The organism is Pseudomonas glycinis, assembly GCF_054871425.1.
The window spans coordinates 413,910-438,953 of sequence record NZ_JBTYHF010000005.1; the positions used below are offsets into that span (position 1 = coordinate 413,910).

The following is a 25,044-nucleotide window of genomic DNA, read 5'->3' on the forward strand; positions in this document are numbered from 1 at the left end:
GCAGATTTTCATGCCTTTCACACTCTGTATTCGACTCGGAATTTCAGGTCGATGAATAACGGAAGAACCACGCGGTCGGTTCCCTCTCCCTCCGGGAGAGGGCTAGGGTGAGGGGCTTTTCAGCCGAGCACCCGTTCCAGAGTCCGCGAAACCCCAACCTCGCGCAAACTCTGGCAGCACCACTCGAACGCTGCAACAAACTCCGCCGACTTCGGTATCGCCGTGCCGAAAATTTCTTCCACGCCCAACAGGCGCTCGGTGATCAACTCATCGTCCGCCACCAATCCCTGACAGAACGCCCCTCGCGGGTCCGGAATCGAATACGTATCGCCATTCTCATCCACGCCCTTCAAATACAGCGCCCACGCCGCGACTACCAGTGCCGCGCGTTTGGTCTCGCGGCCATCGGCGATCAGCCGATTGATCGTCGGCACGGTGAACTTGGGAAACTTCGATGAGCCATCCGAACACACGCGCTCCAGTTGATCGGCAATCGCCTGATTGGAGAAGCGCGCCACCAGCGTGTCCTTGTATTCGCTCAGATCAATGCCCGGCACCGGCGCCAGCTGCGGCGTGACATCCAGATCCATATAAGCGCGCATATAGCGCACGAACAGCGGATCGTTCATGGTCTCGTGGACGAAGCGATAACCTTTGAGAAAGCCCAGATACGTCAGCGCCAGGTGACTGCCGTTGAGCAGTTTGATTTTCATCTCTTCGTACGGCGACACATCGTCGGTGAACTGCACGCCGACCTTTTCCCACGCCGGGCGGCCGTTGACGAATTTGTCTTCCAGCACCCACTGCACAAACGGTTCGCAGACCACCGGCCAGGCATCGTCGACGCCGTGTTTGTCGGCCAGTTGCAGGCGATGCGCGGTGCTGGTCATCGGCGTGATGCGATCGACCATGGCGTTGGGGAAACTGACGTTCTGGTCGATCCAGTCGCGCAGATCCGGATCACGCAGCGCGGCGAAGGCCAGCAGCGCCTTGCGCGCGACGGCGCCGTTGTGCGGCAGGTTATCGCACGACATCACAGTGAATGCCGGAACGCCCGCAGCACGGCGTTTGGCCAACGCTGCGCAGAGGAAACCGAACACGGTGCCCGGCGCTTCGGGATGGGCGAGGTCGTGTTGAATCTGCGGCAGATGCGCCATGAATTCGCCGCTGCTGTCGTCGATGCAGTAACCGCCCTCGGTGATGGTCAGCGAGACGATACGGATCTGCGGTTCGGCGAGTTTGTCGATCAGCGTTTGCGCGCCATCTTCGGCCAGCAGCATGTCGCGGATTGCACCGATGACGCGCACTTCGGTGTCATCGCTGTCGCCCAGTTCGAACAGGGTGAACAGGTAATCCTGCTCGCGCAGATCATCGCGGGCACGGCGATCTTCCGGGCGCAGGCCGACGCCACAGATTGCCCAGTCCAGCGCTTCGCCAGTGTTCATCAAAGCATCGGTGTAATACGCCTGATGCGCGCGGTGGAAACCGCCGACGCCGATGTGCGCGATGCCCTGGCGCGTGTCGCTCAGGTTGTAGCCCGGCAGTTGCACTTCGGCGGCGAGGCGGTTGAGGTTCTGTTGGTTGAGTTTCATCGGATAGTCTCGAAATCAGGCGGCAGCGCGCAGTGGGCGAGTCAGCGCCACACCTTCAGCGTCGAACAGGTGGCAGTGAGTCGGGTCCAGACGCAGGCTCAATTGCTCGCCATAACGGCTGGCCAGGTCGCCGCGCACGCGCATGGTCAGGGCTTCACCGGCGCTGGTGGTAACGTGGCAGAAGGTGTCGCTGCCAAGGCGTTCGCTGACATCGGCAGTCACCTGCAACGTGCAGTCGCCGGGTTGCGCCAGCTCAAGATGTTCGGGGCGAATGCCCAACGTCACTGCGCCTCCGACACTGAGGTTGGCGGCGTTGAACGGCAGGGTGATGCGCGTGCCGGCGTCCAGCGAAACTTCGCAGCTGGCGCCGTCGATGCGGGCAATCTTGCCTTTGAGGAAACCCATTTTCGGCGTGCCGAGGAAGCCTGCGACAAACAGGTTGGCCGGGTTGTGATAGAGGTCCAGCGGTGAGCCGACCTGTTCGATTCTGCCGCCATTGAGCACCACGACTTTGTCGGCCATGGTCATCGCTTCGACCTGATCGTGGGTCACATAAATCATCGTCGCTTGCAGGTCTTTATGCAGGCGCAGCAGTTCCAGCCGCATCTGCACGCGCAACGCCGCGTCGAGGTTGGACAGCGGCTCATCGAAGAGGAAAATCTTCGGGTTGCGCACGATGGCGCGGCCGATCGCCACGCGCTGACGCTGACCGCCGGACAGCTGTTTGGGTTTGCGCTCGAGCATCGGCCCGAGTTCAAGAATACGTGCCGCTTCGCCAACCTTGCGCTCGACCTCGGCTTTCGGCACGCCGGCCAGATCGAGGGCGAACGACATGTTCTTTTTCACTGTCATGTGCGGGTACAGCGCGTAGGTCTGGAACACCATCGCCAGATCGCGCTTGGCCGGGCTGACTTCGGTGATATCGCGGCCATCGAGTTCGATGGTGCCACCGCTGACCTCTTCCAGCCCGGCGATCAGGCGCAGCAGGGTGGATTTGCCGCAGCCCGACGGGCCGACGAAGACCACGAATTCCTTGTCGTTCACTTCAAGGTCGATGCCCTTGATGATGGAAAAGCCTTCGAAGCCTTTTTGCAGATTCTTGATTTTCAGGTTGGCCATGAGATGGGCCTCCGCAATTTATTATTCGATTGAACCAGCCGCACATTCTGACTGTGGGAGCGAGCCTGCTCGCGATGGGGCCGTGTCAGCCGCCTTCAACGTTGAATGACGCACCGCATTCGCGAGCAGGCTCGCTCCCACAGGAGTCGTGTTGGTTCAGGGATATTCATTTCACGGCACCAAACGAGAGGCCGCGCACCAGTTGCTTCTGGCTGATCCAGCCAAAGATCAGAATCGGCGCACAGGCCAGGGTCGAGACCGCCGACAACTTGGCCCAGAACAATCCTTCGGGACTTGAATACGAGGCGATCAACGCGGTCAGTGGTGCGGCATTCGAAGAGGTCAGGTTCAGCGACCAGAACGCCTCGTTCCAGCACAGGATCAGCGACAGCAGCACGGTCGAGGCGAGGCCGCCCTTGGCGATCGGCAGCAGCACGCGGACCATTTCCTGCCACAGCGTCGCACCGTCGAGGCGGGCGGCTTCGAGGATGTCTTTGGGGATGTCCTTGAAGTAGGTGTAAACCATCCAGACAACGATCGGCAGGTTGATCAGCGTGTAGATCACGATCAGCGCAATGCGCGTGTCGAGCAGGCCGAAACTCTTGGCCAGCAGGTAGATCGGCATCAGCACGCCCACCGGCGGCAGCATCTTGGTCGAGAGCATCCACAGCAGCGTGCCTTTGGTGCGCTGGGTTTCGTAGAACGCCATCGAGTACGCCGCAGGCACCGCGATCAACAGGCACAGGGCCGTGGCGCTGAACGAGATCACCACCGAGTTCCAGGCGAAGCTGAAATAGTCGCTGCGCTCGTTGATGTGCAGGTAGTTCTCCAGCGTCGGCGTGAAGATGAACTGCGGCGGCGTGGCGAAGGCGTCGATTTCGCTCTTGAAACTGGTCATCACCATCCAGAAGATCGGGAAGAAAATCACGATCGCGATGGCCCAGGCCAGGGTGCCGAGCAGCAGGCTTTGCAGGCGGCGGGATTGTTGGAGGGTCATGGCAGGCCTCACGCTTTGTCAGTCAGGTTTTTGCCGATCATCCGCACCAGAATGATCGCGGCGATGTTGGCGATGACCACGGCAATCAAGCCGCCCGCCGAGGCCATGCCGACATCGAACTGCACCAGCGCCTGGTTGTAGATCAGGTAGGCGAGGTTGGTCGAGGCGTAGCCGGGGCCGCCGTTGGTGGTGGTGAAGATTTCGGCGAACACCGAGAGCAGGAAGATCGTTTCGATCATCACCACCACGGCAATCGGCCGCGCCAGATGCGGCAGGGTCAGGTGCCAGAAAATCGCGATCGGGCCGGCACCATCCAGGCGCGCAGCTTCTTTCTGTTCCTGATCCAGCGACTGCATGGCGGTCATCAGAATCAGGATCGCGAAGGGCAGCCATTGCCACGAAACAATGATGATGATCGACAGCAGCGGGTAGTGCGCCAGCCAGTCCACCGGTTGCGCACCGAACAGCTTCCAGATGTAGGCGAGGATCCCCGAGACCGGATGGAAGATCAGGTTTTTCCAGATCAACGCGCCGACGGTGGGCATGATGAAGAACGGCGAGATCAGCATCACCCGCACTAGACCGCGACCAAGGAATTCGCTGGCCTCCAGCAACGCGCTGATCAACACACCGAAGACCACACTGATCAGCAGCACGCTGCCGACCAGCAACAACGTATTGGTGGCGCCGGGCATGAAGCCCGAATCGGTGAGGAAGTAAGTGAAGTTCTCAAGCCCGACGAATTCGTTTTCGCCGGGGTAGAGCAGGTTGTAGCGGATCATCGAAAAGTACAGGGTCATGCCCAGCGGCACGATCATCCACAGCAGCAACAGCGCCACCGAAGGGCTGACCAGAAACCAGCCGGGATTGCGCACCCGCAGCTTGCGCTGCGGTGGCGACAGGTCGATGTGGGCTTTGGCAGTTGAAGTATTCATGGCATTCACAACCGAGTCATACAGACCTATGGAGATCCCCATGTGGGAGCGAGCCTGCTCGAGAAAGCGCTGGGTCAGTGTCATGTGTGTTGGCTGACACGACGCCTTCGCGAGCAGGCTCGCTCCCACAAGAGGCAGGAGCAAGTCGTTCAGCGCTTACTTGGGATAACCCGCGCGCTTCATCTCGCGTTCCGTAGTCTGCTGCGCCGCCGCCAGCGCCTGATCCACCGTGGTCTGGCCGATCAGCGCTGCCGAGAACAGCTTGCCGACCTGGGTGCCCACTGCCTGGAATTCAGGAATGGTCACCAATTGAATGCCGATGTACGGCACCGGTTTCAGCGTCGGCTTGCTCGGGTCAGCGGCCTTGAGTGATTCCAGCGTCACCTTGGCAAACGGCGCGGCGCTCATGTACGCGTCGCTGTAGGTCGAAGCGCGGGTGCCCGGCGGCACGTTGGCGATGCCGTCGGTCTTGGCAACCAGTTCGCCGTACTCTTTGGACGTGGCCCAGGCACTGAAGGTTTTTGCTGCGTCTTTGGCCTTGGAACTGGTCGGAATCGCCAGCGCCCACGAATACAGCCACGCCGAGCCTTTATCCGTGACCTGATGCGGAGCGAAGGTGAAACCGACGTGATCGGCGACCTTGCTCTGGGTCTTGTCGGTAACGAACGAGCCGGCGACGCTGGCGTCGACCCAGATCGCGCATTTGCCGCTGTTGAACAGGGCCAGGTTTTCGTTGAAACCGTTGCTGGATGCGCCCGGCGGGCCGGATTTCTTCATGGTGTTGACGTAGAAATTCAGCGCATTTTTCCATTCCGGGCCGCTGAATTCCGGTTTCCACTGCTCATCGAACCAGCGTGCGCCATAAGCATTGGCGACCGTGGTCACCAGTGCCATGTTCTCGCCCCAGCCGGCCTTGCCGCGCAGGCAGATGCCGTACTGCTCTTTGTCTTTCTGGGTGAGCTTTTCCGCAAACCCGGCGATCTCTTCCCAGGTCGGCCGCTCCGGCATGGTCAGCCCGGCTGCCTTGAACAGGTCGGTGCGGTAATAGGTGATCGAACTCTCCGCGTAAAACGGCAGCGCATACAGCGAACCCTTCACCGACAGGCCTTCGCGCACCGACGGGAAGACGTCGTCGAGGGCGTAATTGGCCGGCAGGTCCTTCATCGGCTCCAGCCAACCCTTGCCGCCCCAGAGTGCGGCTTCGTACATGCCGATGGTCAATACGTCGAACTGGCCGCCCTGAGTGGCGATGTCGGTGGTCAGGCGCTGGCGCAGGACGTTTTCTTCCAGCACCACCCAATTGAGCTTGATGTCCGGATGCTCGCTCTCGAAGGTTTTCGAGAGTTTCTGCATGCGGATCATGTCGCTGTTGTTGACGGTGGCGATGGTCAGGGTCTGGGCGCCAAGGCTGACGCTGCTGAGGGTCATGCAGGTGAGAGCGAGCAGAGCTTTTGCAGTGGGTTGCATCGTGCACTCCTTTTCTGACACCCGACGGGGCAGAAGGACAGTTATTGTTTTTGTGTCTTCCGAATGCAGGAAGAATCTGCGCTGATTACAGCCTTCCACGGCGGGGCTGACAAATCATCCCTAACACTTATGTCGATACTTTTTTGCACTGGGGTTTGGTGGAGTGAACGCAGGGAAGGGGTTTTGCGCGAGGGACCGTTAGCGAATGCGTACAGATTTCGCCAGCCGGGGCACGGTTTCTTGTGGGAGCGAGCCTGCTCGCGAAGATGGTGTGTCAGCCACAGGATTTTTCACTGACAGACCGCTTTCGCGAGCAGGCTCGCTCCCACAGGTGGCGTGTCGTCAGAGATGGTTCTGTTCAGTCAGGCGCTGCACCGCCAGCCGTCGATAGTGCGACGGCGTCATGCCCTTGAGTTGCTGAAAGCGTCGATTGAAGTTGGAAATATTGTTGAAGCCCGACTCGAAGCACACCTCGGTCACCGGTTTGTCGCCATCGGCCAGCAGCTCACAGGATTTGCTGATGCGCAGGCGATTGACGAATTCGATGAAGTTGCGTCCGGTGGCCTGTTTGAATACCCGGCTGAAATAGGTCGGCGTCATGCCAAGATGCTCGGCCACTTCTTCCAGTGAGATGTCCCGCGCGTAGTGGCTGAAGATGTAATCGACCGCGCGGTTGGTGCGGTCGATGTTGTGTTCGTCGGCCAGTTGCGGGGTGGTGGCGCCGGACAACAACTGGAAGTCATCACTGGCCGCAAGCAGTTCCATCAGGATGAAAAAGTGCCCGAGGCGAGTGATGCCGGTGCTGTCGGCGATCCGCTGCATAAGCGTCATGGCCTGACGGATCGTGCGTTTGCAGCGGAACTCGATGCCGTACTGCGCGCGCTCAAGCAGTGGCGCCAGGGATTTTAGTTCAGCGAACACCTGATGGCCGCTCTCGAACAGTTCGTCGGTGAAGTTGACCAGCATGTCGCGCTTCTCCACCACTTCATCTTCAGCGATCTGGCTGATCCAGTTGTGCGGCAGGTTGGGACCGGTCAGAAACAGGGTTTCCGGATAGAAGTTGCCGATGTAATCGCCGATGAACACCTTGCCGGAACTGGCAACGATCAGGTGCAGTTCGTATTCCTTGTGAAAATGCCAGCGCACCAGCGGGCAGGGGAAGCCGTGCTGGCGGTAGATGATGGACAAGCCGTTATGGTCGTCCATCAACTCGTAGGAAGGGTCGGTCACGCGAGCGGTTCGGGTCATGACAAGGCACTTTTTTATTATCGCTGCGCGATCATGCCTCGTTTTTTGCCATTTGTGCCACTTCCGACCGGCCGTCCGTGGAGACCGCTCAACTGAGCTTGTCGCGGGCCTTTTGCAAGTTGGCCATTTGGCAGAAGCGCACGATATTCGAATTCTTGATGAAGTCGAAATTGATGATGTTGCACTTGCGCGCCCAATCGGATTTTTCCGGATCGAACCACTCGTCAAGACTGTCGAGGATTCGCTGTGGCCCGCCGAGTGTGTAACTGGTTGCCGACAGCGACCACGGGCGGCGCGTACTGACAGGTGTGCTCAGTACGTTGTCTATATAGCCATAAAGATCCGAGGTGCTGACCTGTGATTTGCCGATCCACTTGTGATTGATCTGGCTATAAAAGCGGAAGTCCAGGGTTTCCCAGGTCATCGGCGCAGCCACCATAATGCGCTGCAATGGATCGATGGCTTTGAGTTGGCCAATTGTCAGATGCAGATTTTCGGTGGGAATGATCCGTTCCCCAAGGTGCTCCAGCAAAGCTGTTCTGAATTCCTCATGGTTGAATGGATCTGTAGCGTTGGAAAGTTCATGAAAGTCCAGAACGATAAACTCGTTCGGGCTTCTTTCATAAAACCCCTTGAGGTCTCTGATCAGGTCTTCAAGCGTTCGCGAAGAGTTGAATCCATTGTGCTGGAAACGGAATCTCGCCAGTTGTTTCGCCTTGCTGTTGTAAACAAGGCGCACATCAAGTGCGCGAGCGCCGCGATTCAACTGCGAATAAAAGGAAACGTCCTGGCAGGCAAGCCAGTTTTTCCCGGGAATCAGGGCGTAAGAGGCTTCCCAGTCACAACCGGCGTTATGCGCGCCGGGCAGGGTCATTTCGAATAACGAAAGATTATCGATTTGTGGTGAATCAGCCATCCATTGATGGGTTGGTATATCGTCGAAGTTTTCCATGTTGCATATCCTGCGAAGTGGTTGATTAGTTGCGCGCAGGATGTTTATAGGCATGTTCGTGTTATTGCGAAAGTTCGCTTTTAATGCAAGTCATGTAATTAGCGCTCTGTTGGATTCAACTGGTTTTTCGCTTCGATCCATTGAGCCATGTATTGAGTGCTTTTGAGTGTGTGATGTCGCAGCATGGCGCCGGTGAAGTTGTCGTTTCTAAGTTGTGCCAAGTGTTGTCGGCAATCAGCTATCCGGTTGATCAGACGCGGGCCATGTACGCTGCGCTGATAACGTTGCTGCAAAAGTGCCGAAGCCTGAATCTGCGCTTGCTGCCAGCGCGCTGGATCTTCGTACAGTTGCACGGCCTGTTCGGCGAAGGTGTTTGCGTCCAGGGCAACGGCGCCCGGCCAAGGAGCATCGCCGTGCATGGCTTCGGCGCCGATCGGTGTCGTCACGCTTGGCGTGCCACAGAGCATGGCGTCGACCAGTTTGCCCTTGATTCCCGCGCCAAAGCGCAATGGCGCAAGGCAGACCCGCGCTGCCGACATCACTTCAAGCGCATCTTCGGCCCAGTCCATGATGTGAAAGCCTTGGGCCGGGTTGTGCAATGCGGTGGCTTTGGGCGGCGTGTAGGCGCCATAGATATGCAGTTGCGCGCGAGGCAGGCGCGCGCGGATCAGCGGCCAGAGCGAGGTCTTCATCCAGAGCACGGCATCCCAGTTTGGCGCGTGACGGAAGTTGCCAATGCTGAGGAAATGCGCGCGTTCTTCAAAGCCTGGCGCGGCGGTGTCCGGAAGATCAATCATCAACGGACACCAATGCAGGATTTGCCGAGGCAGGCCGAATTCCTCCACCAGCAGGTCGATCTCGACTTCGGAAATCATCAGGTTCAAATCACACCGGTACAGCGCAGCGATTTCCCGTTTGGCCAGATCGGTGCTCGCCATCAGCTGGAATTCTTCGTGCAATGCCGGTGCGAACAGTTCGGTGAAATCAGTCTGCTCGTCGTCGCTTTTCAGCCGGTCTTTCAGACGCTGATGACGCGCGTGACGGAGGCTTTGCAGGTCGGAGGTTTCGAGGATGCGCAGGGCGTCCGGACAGTGTTTCTCCACCCGCCAGCCAAACTGTTCTTCCATCATGAACTGATCGAACAGCACGATATCGGGCGCCAACTCGCTGATGAACGTATCAAAGCTGCTGTTGTTGAGTTCGATCGGCACTTCGCGAATGCCCAGTGACGTCAGGTCAGCCTTGTGTTCCCCCGGGCTGGCCGGGCTGCTGAACGTGATGTCCCAGCCTTGCTCGAGGAACGCTTCAAGAATCTGCATGACATGCCCGCTGGCCGCCGAAGAGCGGGGCTCGGGCCAGACGTAGCCGATGACCAGGACTTTGGTGGGAACGGAGTGGGACATCACTGGATTCTCGGCGCATAAAAAGGGCGCAATTAAACCACAGTGATGTGTGCTCATCGCCAGTTCAGGTTGATCACGATTGCTCGGGTTCCGGCCAATGCCGGTAGATGCGCAGGACTATTCCAGTATGGATTTGACCTTGTCTCGTAACTGGTCAATCGAAAACGGTTTGCCGATGACATGCATGTCGCCGGGTACTTCGATAGTTTCGGCATAACCGCTGGCAAACAGGATGGGCAGAGCAGGGCGCAGCTGACGGGCCTTTTGAGAAAGTTCGCGGCCATCCATGCCAGGCAGGCCGTGGTCGGTCATCATCAAATCGATGTCTTTGCCAGGATTCGCAAGAACCTCGAGTGCCGCGTTACCGTCATCAGCCTCCAATACCGTGTATTCCAGCTCCTCCAGCACATCCACGATGAGCATGCGCACGATGTCGTCATCTTCTACGACAAGGATAGTGGAGGCATTGGCAGACATGGCAGGACTCTCAAAAATTGAAATCGGGGGATACCGGGCAAGCGAATTTTGCCGGACTCTTGCATGAGTAAGTGGCGCATAGCCACAAGTTCCCGAGCTGATACAAAAAAAGAACAGGTCAGTGCGGTGCGGCAAGGATAACCGTTGGCGTCGTCCAATGCGCAGGTGTGCGTAGGAAAATGCCATCATTTGTGTGAGAAAAATGGATCCATGGCGGGGTTTTGGGGCAAACTCTCGGGTTTTCAACAGTTCGACAAGGCTGCCCCATGTCCTCTCCGTCCTCGGTTGATGAACAACGGTTCCGCAAACTTCTGAGTCGCAACGTCAGCCTGCCGCTGGGCGTTGGCGTGCTCAGCGCCGTGTTCTTCGTCTCGCTGATCACTTATTTGCTGTCGGTCATCCAATGGGTCGAGCACACCGACCGGGTGATCAATAACGCCAATGAAGCGGTGAAGCTCACCGTTGATCTGGAAACCGGCATGCGCGGCTATCTGCTCAGCGGTGACGAGCACTTTCTCGACCCGTACGAAGTTGCCAAGCCGCGTATCGAGGTCGCTCTCAATACGTTGCTGGAGCTGACCGCCGATAATCCGGTGCAGACCGATCGCCTGCGCCGTTTGCAAGCCTTGCAGGTGGAGTGGGCCAATTACGCGCAGTCTATGATCGATCTGCAGCGCAGCAGTGGCGACTATCGCGGTGCGGTCAAGGCCGGGCGGGGCAAGCGCCTGACCGATGAAATCCGAAAGCAATTCGAGGACGTCATCGAGACCGAGCAGGTGCTGCGCGCCACGCGCAACGAGGATGTGCGCCGCACGACGATCTGGAGCATCACCCTTTACCTGATCTTCATCGTTGGCATCAGCGGTTTGCTGGCCTACATCGGCCGCCGTGATCTGCTCAACCTGTCGACCAACTACAGCGCCAACCTCGCCGCGCAACTGGCCAGCGCCGAACGCCTGGAGAAGCAGGCGTGGCTGCGCAACGGCCAGACGCAACTGGCCGAGCAGGTGTTGGGGCAACTGACGCTGAACCTGCTGGGGCGCAACATTCTGCAATTCTGCGCGCAATACCTTGGCACTGCCGTCGCCGCGCTTTATGTGCGCGAAGAACATGGCGGCCTCAAGCGCGTGGCGACTTATGGTTTCTCCCGCGAGCAGGAAGAGCTCAATCAAACGATCTACAGCGGCGAAGGTATCGTCGGCCAAGTGGCAGAACAGGCACGCCTGATCCGTCTCGACGCGGTCCCGGGCGACTATTTCAAAGTCAGCTCCGGGCTCGGTGCAGGCCTGCCGCACAGTGTGCTGGTGGTGCCGACCAGCGATGATGATCGGGTCAACGGTGTGATCGAACTGGGCTTCCTGCGTCCGCTGTCCGAGCGCGATATCGAACTGCTGGAACTGATTGCCGGCAACATCGGCACCTCGATCGAAGCGGCGCGTTACCGTCAGCGCTTGCAGGAAGTGCTCGCCGAAACCCAGCAGCTCAATGAAGAGCTGCAAGTGCAGCAGGAAGAGCTGAAGACTGCCAACGAAGAGCTGGAAGAACAGTCGCGGATTCTCAAGGAATCCCAGGCGCATCTGGAAACCCAGCAAGTGGAGCTGGAGCAGACCAACGAGCAGCTCGCCGAACAGCGCGATGCCATGGACAAGAAAAACACCGAGCTGAATCAGGCGCAGATTCAACTCGAAGAGCGTGCCGAAGAGCTGCAACGCTCGAGCAAGTACAAGTCCGAATTCCTCGCCAACATGTCCCACGAACTGCGCACGCCGCTCAACAGTTCGCTGATTCTGGCCAAACTGTTGGCGGAAAACCCGCAGCAGAATCTGTCGGCGGAACAGGTCAAGTTTGCCGAATCGATCTATTCGGCCGGCAACGATCTGCTCAACCTGATCAACGACATCCTCGACATTTCCAAAGTTGAAGCCGGAAAACTCGAAGTGATCGCCGAAAACACCCGTGTCGATCGACTGGTCGACGGCTTGCGCTCGATGTTCGAACCGTTGGCGGCCGACAAAAAACTGGCCTTCAGCGTCGAGGTTCAGCCGGACGCACCGGGCTTGCTGTTCACCGACCGTCAGCGTCTGGAGCAGGTCATCAAGAACCTGCTGTCCAACGCGATCAAGTTCACCGAGCACGGCGCCGTAAGCCTGACCATCACCGCGCAGCCGAACGATCACATCGCCTTCAGCGTCAAGGATTCCGGGATCGGTATCGCCGCGGATCAGCAGGAAAGTATCTTCGAGGCGTTCCGTCAGGCGGATGGCACCACCAATCGCAAGTACGGCGGCACCGGTCTTGGCCTGTCGATCTCGCGGGATCTGGCGACGTTGCTCGGCGGTTCGATCAGCGTCGACAGCGTGCCGGGGCAGGGCAGCACGTTTACGCTGGTGTTGCCGCGTCAGTATCACGAATTCGGTGAGACGCCGGCCGCGCCGCTGACCTTCCACCCGGCACCTTCGACACCTGCGCCAGTCGCGGTTGCCGCGCCGGTAGTATCGGCGATTCCGGCAGTTATCCCGCGCTTTGCCGACGATCGCGACAAGGCACCGTTCGCCACCCGCTGCATTCTGGTGGTGGAGGACGAACCGAACTTCGCCCGTATCCTCTATGACCTGGCCCATGAGTTGGGCTACATGTGTCTGGTCGCCCACGGCGCTGACGAAGGTTACGACCTGGCGCGCGAATTCGTTCCGGATGCGATCCTGCTCGACATGCGCCTGCCGGATCATTCCGGTCTGACCGTGCTGCAACGCCTGAAAGAACGCGCCGAAACCCGGCACATTCCAGTGCACGTGATTTCCGTGGAAGACCGCGTCGAAGCGGCCATGCACATGGGCGCGATCGGCTACGCAGTGAAGCCGACCACCCGCGAAGAGCTCAAGGATGTGTTCGCCCGTCTCGAGGCCAAGCTGACGCAGAAGGTCAAACGCGTGCTGCTGGTCGAAGATGACGATCTGCAACGCGAAAGCATCGCGCGGCTGATTGGCGACGAAGACATCGAAATCACTGCCGTCGGCCTGGCCCAGGACGCCCTGGAATTGCTGCGCACGACCATCTACGACTGCATGGTCATCGACCTCAAGCTGCCGGACATGCTCGGCAACGATCTGCTCAAGCGCATGTCCACCGAGGACATCTGCTCGTTCCCGCCGGTCATTGTCTACACCGGCCGTAACCTGACCCGCGATGAAGAGGCCGAACTGCGCAAGTATTCGCGCTCGATCATCATCAAGGGCGCACGCTCCCCGGAGCGGTTGCTCGACGAGGTCACACTCTTTCTGCACAAAGTCGAATCGCAGCTGTCCCATGAACGGCAGAAGATGCTCAAGACCGCGCGCAGCCGCGACAAAGTCTTTGAAGGTCGCAAAGTGCTGCTGGTGGACGACGATGTGCGCAACATCTTCGCCCTGACCAGCGCGCTGGAACACAAAGGCGCAGTCGTGGTGATCGGCCGTAATGGCCGCGAAGCGATTGAGAAACTTCATGAAGTCGAGGACATCGACCTGGTGCTGATGGACGTAATGATGCCGGAAATGGATGGCTTCGAAGCCACCATGGAAATCCGCAAGGATCCGCGCTGGCGCAAGCTGCCGATCATCGCGGTGACGGCCAAGGCCATGAAGGACGATCAGGAGCGCTGCCTGCAAGCGGGCGCCAACGATTACCTGGCCAAGCCCATCGACCTTGATCGTCTGTTCTCGCTGATACGTGTGTGGTTACCGAAAATGGAACGCATCTAGTGGAACGCAGCAGTTCAGCCGAGCGCAACAGCGAAATCGAATTACGCTTGTTGATCGAGGCGATTTACCTGAAATACAGCTATGACTTTCGCGACTACTCCGGCGCTTCGATCAAGCGCCGGGTGCAGCACGCGCTGAGTCAGTTCGAATGCGCGACCATCTCGGCCCTGCAAGAAAAAGTCCTGCACGACCCGACGGCGTTCATGCAGCTGCTGCAACTGCTGACGATCCCGGTCAGCGAGATGTTCCGCGATCCGTCGCACTTCCTGGCGATCCGCAACGAAGTGGTGCCGCTGCTGCGTACCTATCCGTCGCTGAAGATCTGGATTGCCGGATGCAGCACGGGCGAGGAGGTCTACTCGATGGCGATCCTGCTGCGCGAAGAAGGCCTGCTCGACCGCACGATCATCTACGCCACCGACATCAACCCGCGCTCGCTGGAGAAGGCCAAGCAAGGGATTTTCTCCATGGAAAACGTCCGCGCCTACACTGCCAATTATCAGCAGGCCGGCGGTCAGCGTTCGTTTGCCGATTACTACACGGCAGCCTACGGCTACGCGATTTTCGACAAGAGCCTGTGCGAGAACGTGACGTTCGCCGACCACAGCCTGGCCACCGACAGCGTGTTCTCCGAAACCCAGTTGATTTCCTGCCGCAACGTGCTGATCTATTTCAACAAGAAGTTGCAGGACCGGGCGTTCGGTCTGTTCCATGAATCGTTGTCGCATCGCGGCTTTCTGGTGCTGGGCAGCAAGGAAACCCTGGATTTTTCCAACTATTCGAACCAGTTCGAGGCGTTGGTCAAACAAGAACGGATCTACCGCAAATCATGAACGACACCCCGAGCTTGCCTCGCATCGAGGCCGTCGTGATCGGCGCCTCCGCAGGCGGTGTCGAGGCGTTGCTGACCCTGCTCGGGCCATTGCGCAAAGGCTATGTGCTGCCGATCATCATCGTTCTGCATCTGCCGGAAGAGCGCCGCAGTCATCTGGCCGAAGTGTTCTCCCGCCGTGTGGCGATGCCGGTCAAGGAAGCTGAAGACAAGCAGGACATTGAAGCCGGCACGGTGTATTTCGCCACGCCCGGTTATCACTTGTCGGTCGAAGCGGATCGCAGCCTGTCGCTGAGCCTGGAGGACCGCGTACATCATTCGCGGCCGTCTATTGATTACCTGTTTGAATCGGCCGCTGACGTTTACCGCGAGACACTCGCCGCCGTGCTGCTGACCGGCGCCAATCAGGATGGCGCGCGCGGTCTGGCCTGCGTCAAGCGCTGCGGCGGCCTGACCATTGTTCAAGACCCCGATGATGCACAAGTCGCCACCATGCCCCAGGCTGCACTGAACGTTCTGCAGCCGGATCATGTCCTACCCATTCACGGCATCGGCCGTCTGCTAGTCGAGCTGGAACGAATCGCATGCTGAGTAATATCCAAGCCAAACTGTTGATCGTTGACGATCTGCCAGAAAACCTGCTGGCGCTGGAAGCGCTGATCAAGCGCGAGGATCGCACGGTCTACAAGGCTCTGTCGGCGGACGAGGCACTGTCGCTGTTGCTGCAACACGAATTCGCCATGGCCATTCTCGACGTGCAGATGCCGGGCATGAACGGCTTCGAACTGGCCGAGTTGATGCGCGGCACCGAGAAGACCAAGAACATTCCGATCATTTTCGTCAGCGCCGCTGGCCGTGAACTCAACTACGCGTTCAAGGGCTACGAAAGCGGTGCGGTGGACTTCCTGCACAAACCGCTGGACATTCATGCGGTGAAGAGCAAGGTCAACGTTTTCGTCGATCTGTATCGCCAGAGCAAGGCCATGAAACAGCAGGTCGAGGCGCTGGAGCAGGCCCGACGCGAGCAGGAAGCGCTGCTGCAACAGCTGCAAAGCACTCAGCTTGAGCTGGAACAAGCGGTGCGCATGCGCGATGACTTCATGTCCATCGTCGCCCACGAGGTGCGTACACCGCTCAATGGCCTGATCCTCGAAACCCAGCTGCGCAAGATGCACCTGGCGCGGGACAACGCCGCGGCGTTCACCCTCGACAAGATGCAGGCAATGGTCGACCGCGATGAGCGGCAGATCAAAAGCCTGATTCGCCTGATCGAAGACATGCTCGATGTCTCGCGAATCCGCACCGGCAAACTGTCGATCCGCCCGAGTCGTTTCGATCTGGTGCAACTGGTCAGCAATCTGCTGCAAAATTTTGCACCGCAAATGGAAGCGGCGGAAACCAGCGTTTCCTTTGAGGCGTCCGAGCCGGTAGAAGGTTGCTGGGACGAGTTCCGCATCGAGCAGGTGGTGTCCAATCTGCTGACCAACGCCTTGCGTTACGGCGGTCGCAGCCCGATTCAGGTGCGCGTCTATCGCGAAGCTGACGAGGCTCGGGTCGAGGTCCAGGATCACGGCATCGGCATCAGCGCCGAGAACCAGAAGCGTATTTTTCAGCAGTTCGAACGGGTGTCCGCCAAGACGGTGGTGGCCGGGCTCGGGCTGGGTCTGTTCATTTCCGAGCAGATCGTCGCCGCCCATGGCGGCTCCATCGTCGTCGAGAGTGAAATCAACGAAGGCGCCCTGTTTCGCGTTTGTCTGCCGATCCAGGAAAACGGCATATCCGACGCAACCTCTGAGTGACCACACGGTCGTATCAGCAGCTATTGACCGAACAAAGGCTTCCCATGAGCGTAGATGCGCAAGATGTAGTACTCGTCGTCGAAGACGAACCGGTTATCTTGATGGTCCTGACGGATTACCTGTCAGGGCAGGGCTATCGCGTGTTGCAAGCGGAAAATGGCGAGCAGGCTTTCGAGATCCTCGCCAGCAAACCTCACCTGGACATGCTGATTACCGATTTCCGCCTGCCGGGCGGGATCTCCGGCGTGCAGATCGCCGAGCCGGCAGTGAAGCTGCGACCGGACCTCAAAGTGATTTTCATCAGCGGCTACCCGCAGGAAATCCGTGAAACCGGCAGCCCGATCACCAGCAAGGCACCGATCCTGGAAAAACCGTTCGATCTGGATGTGTTGCAGGAAAAGATTCAGGAATTGCTGGCCTGATGGTTATGCAGGAGCTGCCGAGCCTTCGGCAGCTCCTGCATGAGAATCAGCTATTGATCATCTCGCGCACCTTGGCGGTGAGCAGATCAAAGGTGAAGGGCTTGGTGATCATCTGCATTCCCGAGTCGAGGAAGCCACCGCGCACCGCCGCGTGCTCGGCATAACCGGTGATGAACAACACTTTCAGACCTGGCCGGTATTGCCGACCAACCTCCGCCAGTTGACGACCGTTCATCCCCGGCAGGCCAACGTCGCTGATCAGCAGGTCGATGCGTTGCGTCGAATTCAGAATCGGCATGGCGCCGTCGGCATCACCGGCCTCCACGAACGCATAACCCAACTCACTGAGCACGGCGCTGACCAACACGCGCACAGCCGGATCGTCTTCGACGATGAGTACGGTTTCGCCATCCATCGCATACGGAGCCTGCTGCGAATCCGAGACGGGAATTTCCACTTCTTCACCACGGAAACGCGGCAGGTAGAGTTTTACCGTGGTGCCTTGATCGACTTCACTGTCGATCGACACATGCCCGCGCGACTGCTTGCTGAAGCCATAGATCATCGACAGTCCGAGGCCGGTGCCCTGGCCGATCGGCTTGGTCGTAAAGAACGGATCGAACGCGCGGCTGACCACACTCTGCGGCATGCCGCTACCGTTGTCAGTCACGCTGAGCATCACGTAATCGCCCGGCTCCAGATTGCTGTAAGCGGCAGTGAAGTCGCTATGCAGGACCTGATTGCTGGTTTCCACCACCAGTTTGCCGCCCTCGGGCATCGCATCGCGGGCATTGATGACCAGGTTGAGCAGGGCGCTCTCGAGTTGATTGGGATCGGCCTCGGCAACCCAGAGGTTGTCGTCCAGGCGCATTTCCAGATGAATGCTCTCATTGAGGCTGCGTTGCAGCAGCTCGCCCATCGACAGCACCAGCGTGTTCATCTGCACGGCTTTCGGGTCGAGCGATTGCCGGCGGGAGAACGCCAACAAGCGGTGAGTCAGGCCGGCGGCGCGGTTGGCGGAGGTCACGCCTAGATCGATCAGGCTGTCGAGGTCTTCGGTCCGGCCCCGGGCCAGACGTCGGCGCAGCAGTTCCAGGCTACCGATGATGCCGGTGAGCATATTGTTGAAGTCGTGAGCGATGCCGCCAGTGAGTTGGCCGACCGCTTCCATTTTCTGCGATTGGCGCAGCGCTTCTTCGTTGTGGCGAAGCTGTGCGGTGCGCTCTTCAACCTGTTGCTCGAGGGTTTCCAGAGTTGATTGCAGGCGGCGTTCGCTTTCACTCAGGTCGATCAGCCGATCGCGCGCTTCATATTGTCGTCGCCGCCCGCGCAGGGCGGCGGAGACCAGACTGACCAGCGTCGCGGGATGGAAGGGGCGCTCGAGAAAAGTCACGTTGCCGAGCAGGGTGCTGAGACGCGACGGCGGACCTTGTTCATCGCCGCCATGATGAGTCAGCAGCACGATGGGCATGTCCGACCACGCGGGTTGCTGGTCAAGGTAGGCGATAAGCCCTTCCAGTTCCGGTCCGCGCAGCGCTTCAGCAGCAATCAGCAGCAACCCGGCGCCGACCTCCAGTTCGGTGCACAGAGCGCCGAGATTCGGCGCCACCATGCCGCCGTAACCGGCTTCGTTGAGAATCATCAACGCGATCTGGCTGTCGCGACCCATGGGCGCCAGCACCAGCACCCGCTCGGCCAACGGCGTGTTGACCGTCACAAGCTTTCATCCTCAAGCAATGGATTGCTCGCTCCCATGTAGGTCGGCACGCCACGCAGCACGCCCTGGAAGGATTCCAGCGGTTGGCCGATGGTCATGCCACGCGAGGAAATCCGGTATTCACGGATGGTCGACTCGTGGTTGCCGGTACGTTTCTTGATAATCGAGATCGCCCGGCGGACTTTGCCGAGGGCTTCGAAGTAGCGCAACAGAATCACCGTGTCGGCCAGGTAAGTGATATCGACCGGCGCCTGCATATCGCCCACCAGACCGTGCTGGGCGACCGTCATGAAAGTCGCCGCGCCTTTGCGGTTAAGGTACAGCAGCAGCTCGTGCATGTGCAGCACCAGCGCGTTTTCTTCCGGCATCGCCGCTTGATAGCCGTTAATGCTGTCGATCACCACGGTTTTGATACCTAGCTCATCGACGCAACGGCGCACGCGATGGGACAACTCACCCGGAGACAATTCGGCGGCGTCTACTTGTTCGATCAGCAGATTACCGGTGGCCTGCAAGGCTTTGAGGTCGATGCCGAGATGACGCATGCGTTCTAACAGCAGGCCCAGCTCTTCATCGAAAATGAACAGCGCGGCTTTTTCGCCTCGGGCCACCGCTGCGGCGGCGAAGATCATCGAAATCATCGATTTGCCGGTACCGGCCGGGCCGAGAATCAGCGTGCTGGAACCGGTCTCGATGCCGCCGCCGAGCAGGGCGTCCATTTGCGGGATGCCGCTGGACAGCTGCAGACGTGGGTAGTCGCCGCGATGTTCCGCCGCTACCAGGCGTGGGAAAACATGGATGCCGTCGCCCATGATGGTGAAATCGTGGAAACCGCCACGGTATTTCTGCCCGCGATATTTGACCACTCGTACCCGACGACGCTCGGCGCCGTAGCTAGGCGTCAGCTCTTCAAGGCGGATCACGCCGTGGGCGACACTGTGCACGGTCTTGTCGAGGGATTCTGTAGTCAGGTCATCGAGCAGCAGGACGGTGGCGTCGTAGCGCACAAAGTAGTGCTTGATCGCCAGAATCTGCCGACGATAGCGTAAGGAGCTCTGCGCCAGCAGACGAATCTCCGAAAGGCTGTCGAGCACAACGCGGGTCGGCTTGAAGCGTTCGACCACTTCGAAAATCTGCCTGGTCGCCTCGCCCAGTTCAAGGTCCGAGGAATACAGCAGGCTTTGCTGATGTTCGGCATTGAGCAGGCTTTCCGGCGGTGTCAGCTCGAAGATCTTGATGTTTTCGTTCAGCTCCCAGCCGTGGGAGAGCGCACCTTGACGCAGTTCTTTCTCGGTTTCCGAGAGAGTGATGTACAAGCAGCGTTCCCCGGCCAGCGCACCGGCGCGGAGGAAATGCAAAGCCACGGTGGTTTTGCCGGTTCCGGGTTCCCCCTCGAGCAAAAACACATGGCCGCGAGACAGGCCACCGGCAAGGATGTCATCCAGACCTACAATGCCGACGGCGGCCTTTGCACTGATCAACTCGTTTGATGTAGTCAAAAAACGCCCTCTTATGACTAGGGTAATCCGGCGGCTGGCTTAAGTGAGCCGCCTGAATAACTTGACCTCAGGGCATGTTCACGGTTCCGCTTTTTCTTTCGACAGGTGGTTGATTGCACCCGCTTTACCTTGATTAAAGACCCTGTTGCAGGGCCGGGTCGTCCGGATTCAGCTGCTCCAGCTGCGCCAGCAGAATCTGCACATTCTGCAACTGGCCGCTTTCCTTCCAATAGTTGATCAACAACACCCGCGCCTTGCGGTCGGCGGGGTGGCGCTGAACGATTTCCTGCAGTTGTTTCTGCGCCGCTTCCAGTTCTTCCGCGCTGTGCAGAGTGGTGGCGAGGTCGTAGCGATAATCCTTGTTGTCCGGTTCCAGCTCGACCGCTTTGGACAGGCCGAGCAGGGCATATTCGCGCTGGCCGTGGTGCAGCAGCCACAGGCCGAGGGCATGTTGCAGATAGGCCGAATCGGGCTGCGCCTTGAGTTGGCGGGCGAGCAACTGGCGAGCGGCATCGCTCTGGCCCTGGCGGTCGAGCACATCGATCTGCATGACCAGCGCCGGCAGGTTGCCCGGTTCCAGGCGCAAGGTATTGTCCAAAGCCTGTTGGGCCTGTTTGTATTCGGCGTTGTGAATATAGAGACGGGCCAGTTGCGCATAGTTGGCGGCGCTTTCCGGCTGGCTTTCCAGGGTCTGTTGCCAGCCGTCGATGGCCTGCTGTAGCGGTGCGAAATACAGGCCGAGCTCGTCCGGGGCCAGGCCGAGCAGGGCATTGATCGCGGCGAAACGGACAGTTTGTTCTTCATCATCGAGCAACGGCCCGAGCAGCAGACTGCGCTGGCCGCCGGGCACCAGACCGACGATGCTTTTGATCGCTGCGACGCGAACTTGCGGCGCTTCGTGATGCAAGTCGATGTCCGCCAGCTTCAACGCCTGCGGACTGGGGTAATTGGGCAGTTCGCCATGCAGCCAGACCCGGCGCTTGACCGAGATGTCCGGGCGGCCCAATTGCTGGTACAACTGGCGCGCCGCTCCGGGTTCACCGGTGCGCGCGGCGTTCAGCGCTTCGCTGTAGCCATGTTTGATAGCATCGGGGATGGTCGGAGTGCTGCTGCGCCAGGACAGCCAGACGACGCCGAGGATCAGTACGAGGCCTAAGCCGATCAGCAGGTTGCGGCGGGACTGAGTCATGCGGGTTTCCGAAAGCTTCGAACTTGAGCAGAGCGGCAAGCTTCGTTCAGCTTGGCGCGTGAGTCAAACCGTTGCCAGCGAATCGTCCTACAACACGTGTCGACTGTGAAATCCGTCAGGCTTTTGCTGCAATGTCTACGCTTGCAGAAGTCGTTTTAAAGAGAGTGCCCATGTCTGCGCTGTACACCTATTTCAAGGCTTTGATCCATCCCGGTCAGGCTGTTCTGCTGTTTGCCCTGCGGACCATCGCCGCCGGGCTGTTGACCCTTTATCTGGCGTTCATCTTCGATCTCGAACAGCCGAAGTGGTCAATCATGGCCGTGGTGATCGTCAGCCAGCCACTGGCAGGGATGGCACTGGCGCGCAGTTTCGGCCAGGTGATCGGCACCACCGTGGGTGCGGCGGTGGCGGTGCTGATCATGGCGATTTTCCCTCAGGCGCCGCTGCCGTTCATCACGACATTGGCGTTGTGGCTGGCGCTGTGCACGGCGGGCGGCACCTTGTTGCGCTACACCAGTTCCCAAGCGTTCGTGCTCAGTGGTTACACCGCAGTCGTGGTGGCCTTGCTGGCGATTCCGGATCAGGACGGCACCTTTCTGCTGGCGGTCACCCGCGTCACCGAAACTTTGTTGGCGGTGGCCTGTGTCTGCGTGGTCAGTTTGCTCACGGCACGGCCTGAGGCCGTCACCAAGGGCTATTTCGCCAAAATCGATCAGGTGATCAAACTGGCCGCTAGCCACGCTGCCGAGGTGCTTCGTACGGAAGAAAGCGAAGCCGATTTCCAGCGTAGGCAAATGCAGCTGCTCGGCGAGATCAGCGCACTGGAAGGTTTACGACGTCATTTGTATTTCGATGCCCCCCGTTTGCGCAGTGCCGACAACCTGGTATTGCTGCTCGGCAACCAACTGATGCTGCTGACCTCGCGACTGACCGCGCTGCGTCATCAGCGCGAATTGCTCATCGAACGCTGGGAGGGTGATCTGCCGCTGGAGGTCCAGCAGCTGCGTGCCGAGGAACTGGCGTTGCTTGAGCAGCTGGCGCAACAGGGCCGCGCGCTGTCTGGCGCCGATCGGCAGCGTTTCGTCACCTTGCAGCAACAGTTCGAAGCATTGGCGTACAAGGCCGAGCAGCAGACCGAGAACATGAGCGCGACCCTGCGTTCATTGGCTTGGGCGCTGCGTTGGGAGCAGGCGCGCCTGTTGCAGCAACTTGAGCAGATCCTCGAACTGAGCGACGCGATTCAGGAAGGGCGCCCGGCCAGTTGTCTCTATCGCGGCCAGAGCAGTCCGTTGCATCTGGATTTCACCCTGGCCTCGATGAATGCGATCCGCGCCTTTACCGCGCTGTTGGTCAGCGGGTTGATCTGGATCGAAACGGCCTGGGATGGCGCGCGCGGCGGAATGATTCTGGTGGGGATTCTCTGCTCGCTGATGGCGACTTTTCCGCGTCCGCTGATGGCTGCGCAAAGCTATGCGCGAGGCTTGGGTCTGGCGCTGGTGGTGTCGGCGTTCTACCAGTTCATGCTGGTGCCGGCGATCAGTGATTTCGAGCTGCTGGCCTTGCTGCTGGCGCCGCTGCTGTATGCCATTGCTGTGGGCATTTCCAGTCCGGCCACCGCCGGTATCGGCATGGGCCTTGGCCTGTCCAGTTTTCTCATGCTCGGACCGCAAAATACCGGCACTGGGCAGAACACGGCGATTCAATGGTTCGAATTCGCCGGCGCCTACGTCAGCGCAGCGATGCTGGCCCTGATCGTTTATGCGCTGATCTTCCCGTTCCGCCCGGGCTTGCGCATCCGCCGCCTGTACGGCGAAGCGCGGGAGCAGGTGTACCAACTGAGCAAATTGCCTGCGACCGATGAACAACAATTCGCTTTCGAGAGTCGGATGACCGATCGCCTGACGAGCATGCTCGGCCTGCTGCCAGCGGCGAACGATCGTGCCATGCAGCGCTTGTATGAAATCAGCCTGGCATGCGTGGCCTTGGGCGTGGCCATGCATCAGCTGCGACAGCAGGCGCAGAACAACGCGCTACTTACCGATGCGTTTGGCCAACGCCTGGCGTCGGCGTTGCGCAAGACTGGTCGTTTGGTTGCCGGTCGCGACGATGTCCAGCTTGCGGCGCTGCTGGCCACGTTGCACCAGCTCGGAGACGAGCTGGACGAGCTGCACGCCGTCAGTCATGAACATCTATGGTCGGTGTTTCGCATGCGTGTGGCGCTGCTGATTGTGGTGTCGTTCCTCGAGCGGCACGGCGATTATTTGCAACCTCAAGGCCTGGAAGGAGAACCGCAACTTGCCCATTGATTTCGAAATTGGCGGGGTTTATCTGCCGCCGATTGCCCAGGCACTGTTACTGGCGATTCCGATCTTCATGTTGCTGGACTGGTGTCTGCGGCGCCTCGGCGTGCTGCGCCTGGTGTGGCATGAAGCACTGTTCGAAGGCGCACTGTATGCCTGTGTCTGCGCCACGCTGATTCTGTTGATGGGAGCCTGATGTCTTGAAAGCACTAGTTGCACGAATGATAACCGTGGCAGTGGTGATCCTGGCGATCGTCCTCGGCTGGTTCGCCTGGGAGTATTACACTCGCGCGCCGTGGACACGGGATGCTCGGGTGAGGGCGGATGTGGTGACGCTGTCGGCGGATGTTTCGGGGCGAATCGTCAAACTGGCAGTGCAGGACAACCAGCATGTCGACAAGGGCCAATTGTTGCTGGAGATCGATCCGGCGCGTTATCAACTGGCGGTCGAGCATGCCCGGCGTTCGGTGGAAGTGTCCAAGGCGTCGCTGGGGCAATCGCAAGCGGCAATCGTCGCCAGTGAGGCGTTGCTCAAACAACGTCAGAGCGAGGAGCGCCGGCGCCGCACGCTGAAGCAGGGCTTCGCCATTTCCGGTGAAGAATGGGAGAAGGCCAGTACCGACGTGGCGGTTGCCCAGGCGGATCTGTTGCGCAATCAGGCCAACCTCGGGCTGGCCGAAGCCAATGTGCAACTGGCAATTGCCGCGCTGACCCAAGCCGAACTGGACTTGCAGCGCACCCGCGTTGAATCGCCAGTGAGCGGTTACGTGACCAACCTGCTGACCCGCCAGGGTGACTATGCACAAGCCGGCGGCGCACTGCTGGCGCTGGTCGACAGCGATTCGTTCTATGTCAGTGGTTACTTCGAGGAAACCAAGTTGCCGCGAATCGAGGAGGGTGATCGGGTACGCATTCAATTGATGAGCGGTGAGCGTTTCGGCGGCACGGTAGAAAGCATCGCCTTCGCCATCGCCGACCGCGAAAACGCGCCGGGCAGTCGTCTGCTGGCGAACATCAACCCGAGTTACACCTGGGTGAAACTGGCGCAACGGGTGCCAGTGCGCATTGGCATTGATGGTGACTTTGCCGGCAAGCATCGCCTGCGCGCCGGTACAACCGCCACCGTCACCGTCCTGGAACCCTGATCCCCGGTAGGAGCTGTGTTGATCGTTCCCACGCTCCGCGTGGGAATGCAGCCCGTGACGCTCCGCGTCACTGGACGCGGAGCGTCCCTCGAGGCATTCCCACGCGCAGCGTGGGTACGATCAACAAGAAACCTTGTGCTGCACAAAGGCATAAAAAAACCCCGCGACCGAATGATACGCGGGGCAAAAAATTTGGTTGGTTGCGGCCAAC

General features: G+C 59.4%; 20 protein-coding genes. 8 read left to right on the forward strand and 12 right to left on the reverse strand.

Features of this window, described 5'->3' with window-relative positions:
- Positions 1 to 119: 119 nt before the first annotated feature.
- From ACYSTU_RS14970 to ACYSTU_RS15010, 9 genes are all read right to left on the reverse strand, one after another.
- A complete protein-coding gene (locus ACYSTU_RS14970) occupies positions 120 to 1,592 on the reverse strand; it encodes a mannitol dehydrogenase family protein (protein WP_498999673.1) in 1,473 nt (490 codons plus the stop codon).
- A 15-nt stretch (positions 1,593 to 1,607) separates the two neighbouring features.
- Positions 1,608 to 2,711 carry an ABC transporter ATP-binding protein gene (locus ACYSTU_RS14975; RefSeq protein ID WP_110600423.1) on the reverse strand — a complete coding sequence of 368 codons (1,104 nt, stop codon included), beginning with the start codon at positions 2,709 to 2,711 and terminating at the stop codon, positions 1,608 to 1,610.
- 166 nt (positions 2,712 to 2,877) lie between these two features.
- Positions 2,878 to 3,708, reverse strand: a complete 831-nt coding sequence (locus ACYSTU_RS14980) for a carbohydrate ABC transporter permease (RefSeq protein ID WP_016774872.1) — start codon at positions 3,706 to 3,708, stop codon at positions 2,878 to 2,880.
- 8 nt (positions 3,709 to 3,716) lie between these two features.
- Entirely contained in the window at positions 3,717 to 4,643 is a 927-nt protein-coding gene (locus tag ACYSTU_RS14985; RefSeq protein ID WP_041480415.1) for a carbohydrate ABC transporter permease, read from the reverse strand.
- Positions 4,644 to 4,799: 156 nt separating this feature from the next.
- Positions 4,800 to 6,110 (reverse strand): ABC transporter substrate-binding protein, encoded by a 1,311-nt coding sequence (locus ACYSTU_RS14990; protein ID WP_217863289.1) that lies wholly within the window; start codon positions 6,108 to 6,110, stop codon positions 4,800 to 4,802.
- 342 nt (positions 6,111 to 6,452) lie between these two features.
- Entirely contained in the window at positions 6,453 to 7,358 is a 906-nt protein-coding gene (locus ACYSTU_RS14995) for an AraC family transcriptional regulator (RefSeq protein ID WP_076562729.1), read from the reverse strand.
- A gap of 88 nt (positions 7,359 to 7,446) precedes the next feature.
- A complete protein-coding gene (locus ACYSTU_RS15000) occupies positions 7,447 to 8,310 on the reverse strand; it encodes a PI-PLC domain-containing protein (protein WP_110600427.1) in 864 nt (287 codons plus the stop codon).
- A 98-nt stretch (positions 8,311 to 8,408) separates the two neighbouring features.
- Entirely contained in the window at positions 8,409 to 9,713 is a 1,305-nt protein-coding gene (locus tag ACYSTU_RS15005; RefSeq protein ID WP_498999680.1) for a glycosyltransferase, read from the reverse strand.
- A 117-nt stretch (positions 9,714 to 9,830) separates the two neighbouring features.
- Positions 9,831 to 10,190 (reverse strand): response regulator, encoded by a 360-nt coding sequence (locus ACYSTU_RS15010; protein ID WP_498999683.1) that lies wholly within the window; start codon positions 10,188 to 10,190, stop codon positions 9,831 to 9,833.
- A 266-nt stretch (positions 10,191 to 10,456) separates the two neighbouring features.
- On the opposite strand from ACYSTU_RS15010, the gene ACYSTU_RS15015 reads away from it, so the two are divergent.
- Genes ACYSTU_RS15015 through ACYSTU_RS15035 form a run of 5 tightly spaced genes read left to right on the forward strand, consistent with a single transcriptional unit; the run spans position 10,457 to position 16,983 of the window.
- Positions 10,457 to 13,930, forward strand: coding sequence for a response regulator (locus ACYSTU_RS15015; RefSeq protein ID WP_498999686.1), 3,474 nt, complete (start codon positions 10,457 to 10,459; stop codon positions 13,928 to 13,930).
- Complete coding sequence (locus tag ACYSTU_RS15020; protein ID WP_016774863.1) at positions 13,930 to 14,763, forward strand: CheR family methyltransferase; 834 nt, start codon at positions 13,930 to 13,932, stop codon at positions 14,761 to 14,763. Before ACYSTU_RS15015 ends, ACYSTU_RS15020 begins: the two co-directional genes overlap by 1 nt.
- Complete coding sequence (locus ACYSTU_RS15025) at positions 14,760 to 15,353, forward strand: chemotaxis protein CheB (RefSeq protein WP_024013083.1); 594 nt, start codon at positions 14,760 to 14,762, stop codon at positions 15,351 to 15,353. Before ACYSTU_RS15020 ends, ACYSTU_RS15025 begins: the two co-directional genes overlap by 4 nt.
- Complete coding sequence (locus ACYSTU_RS15030) at positions 15,347 to 16,561, forward strand: hybrid sensor histidine kinase/response regulator (protein ID WP_016774861.1); 1,215 nt, start codon at positions 15,347 to 15,349, stop codon at positions 16,559 to 16,561. Before ACYSTU_RS15025 ends, ACYSTU_RS15030 begins: the two co-directional genes overlap by 7 nt.
- 44 nt (positions 16,562 to 16,605) lie before the next feature.
- On the forward strand, positions 16,606 to 16,983 hold the full coding sequence (locus ACYSTU_RS15035) for a response regulator (RefSeq protein ID WP_016774860.1): 378 nt from the start codon (positions 16,606 to 16,608) through the stop codon (positions 16,981 to 16,983).
- Positions 16,984 to 17,029: 46 nt separating this feature from the next.
- Here the strand turns inward: ACYSTU_RS15035 and ACYSTU_RS15040 are convergent, their stop codons facing one another.
- The 3 genes from ACYSTU_RS15040 to ACYSTU_RS15050 all read right to left on the reverse strand — a co-directional run bounded on the left by ACYSTU_RS15040 (position 17,030) and on the right by ACYSTU_RS15050 (position 21,388).
- Positions 17,030 to 18,700, reverse strand: a complete 1,671-nt coding sequence (locus ACYSTU_RS15040) for an ATP-binding protein (protein ID WP_016774859.1) — start codon at positions 18,698 to 18,700, stop codon at positions 17,030 to 17,032.
- Positions 18,697 to 20,199, reverse strand: a complete 1,503-nt coding sequence (locus tag ACYSTU_RS15045) for an ATPase domain-containing protein (RefSeq protein WP_498999693.1) — start codon at positions 20,197 to 20,199, stop codon at positions 18,697 to 18,699. Before ACYSTU_RS15045 ends, ACYSTU_RS15040 begins: the two co-directional genes overlap by 4 nt.
- Positions 20,200 to 20,332: 133 nt before the next feature.
- A complete protein-coding gene (locus ACYSTU_RS15050) occupies positions 20,333 to 21,388 on the reverse strand; it encodes a tetratricopeptide repeat protein (protein ID WP_122611339.1) in 1,056 nt (351 codons plus the stop codon).
- Between the two features lie 170 nt (positions 21,389 to 21,558).
- Here ACYSTU_RS15050 and ACYSTU_RS15055 point away from each other — a divergent pair, with 170 nt between their 5' ends.
- From ACYSTU_RS15055 to ACYSTU_RS15065, 3 genes are read left to right on the forward strand one after another with little or no spacing between them, the layout of a single operon-like run.
- Positions 21,559 to 23,694, forward strand: coding sequence for an FUSC family protein (locus ACYSTU_RS15055; RefSeq protein ID WP_476310390.1), 2,136 nt, complete (start codon positions 21,559 to 21,561; stop codon positions 23,692 to 23,694).
- Positions 23,684 to 23,884, forward strand: coding sequence for a DUF1656 domain-containing protein (locus ACYSTU_RS15060; RefSeq protein WP_016774855.1), 201 nt, complete (start codon positions 23,684 to 23,686; stop codon positions 23,882 to 23,884). Before ACYSTU_RS15055 ends, ACYSTU_RS15060 begins: the two co-directional genes overlap by 11 nt.
- 25 nt (positions 23,885 to 23,909) lie before the next feature.
- Positions 23,910 to 24,833, forward strand: a complete 924-nt coding sequence (locus ACYSTU_RS15065) for an HlyD family secretion protein (protein ID WP_474319691.1) — start codon at positions 23,910 to 23,912, stop codon at positions 24,831 to 24,833.
- Positions 24,834 to 25,044: the final 211 nt, after the last annotated feature.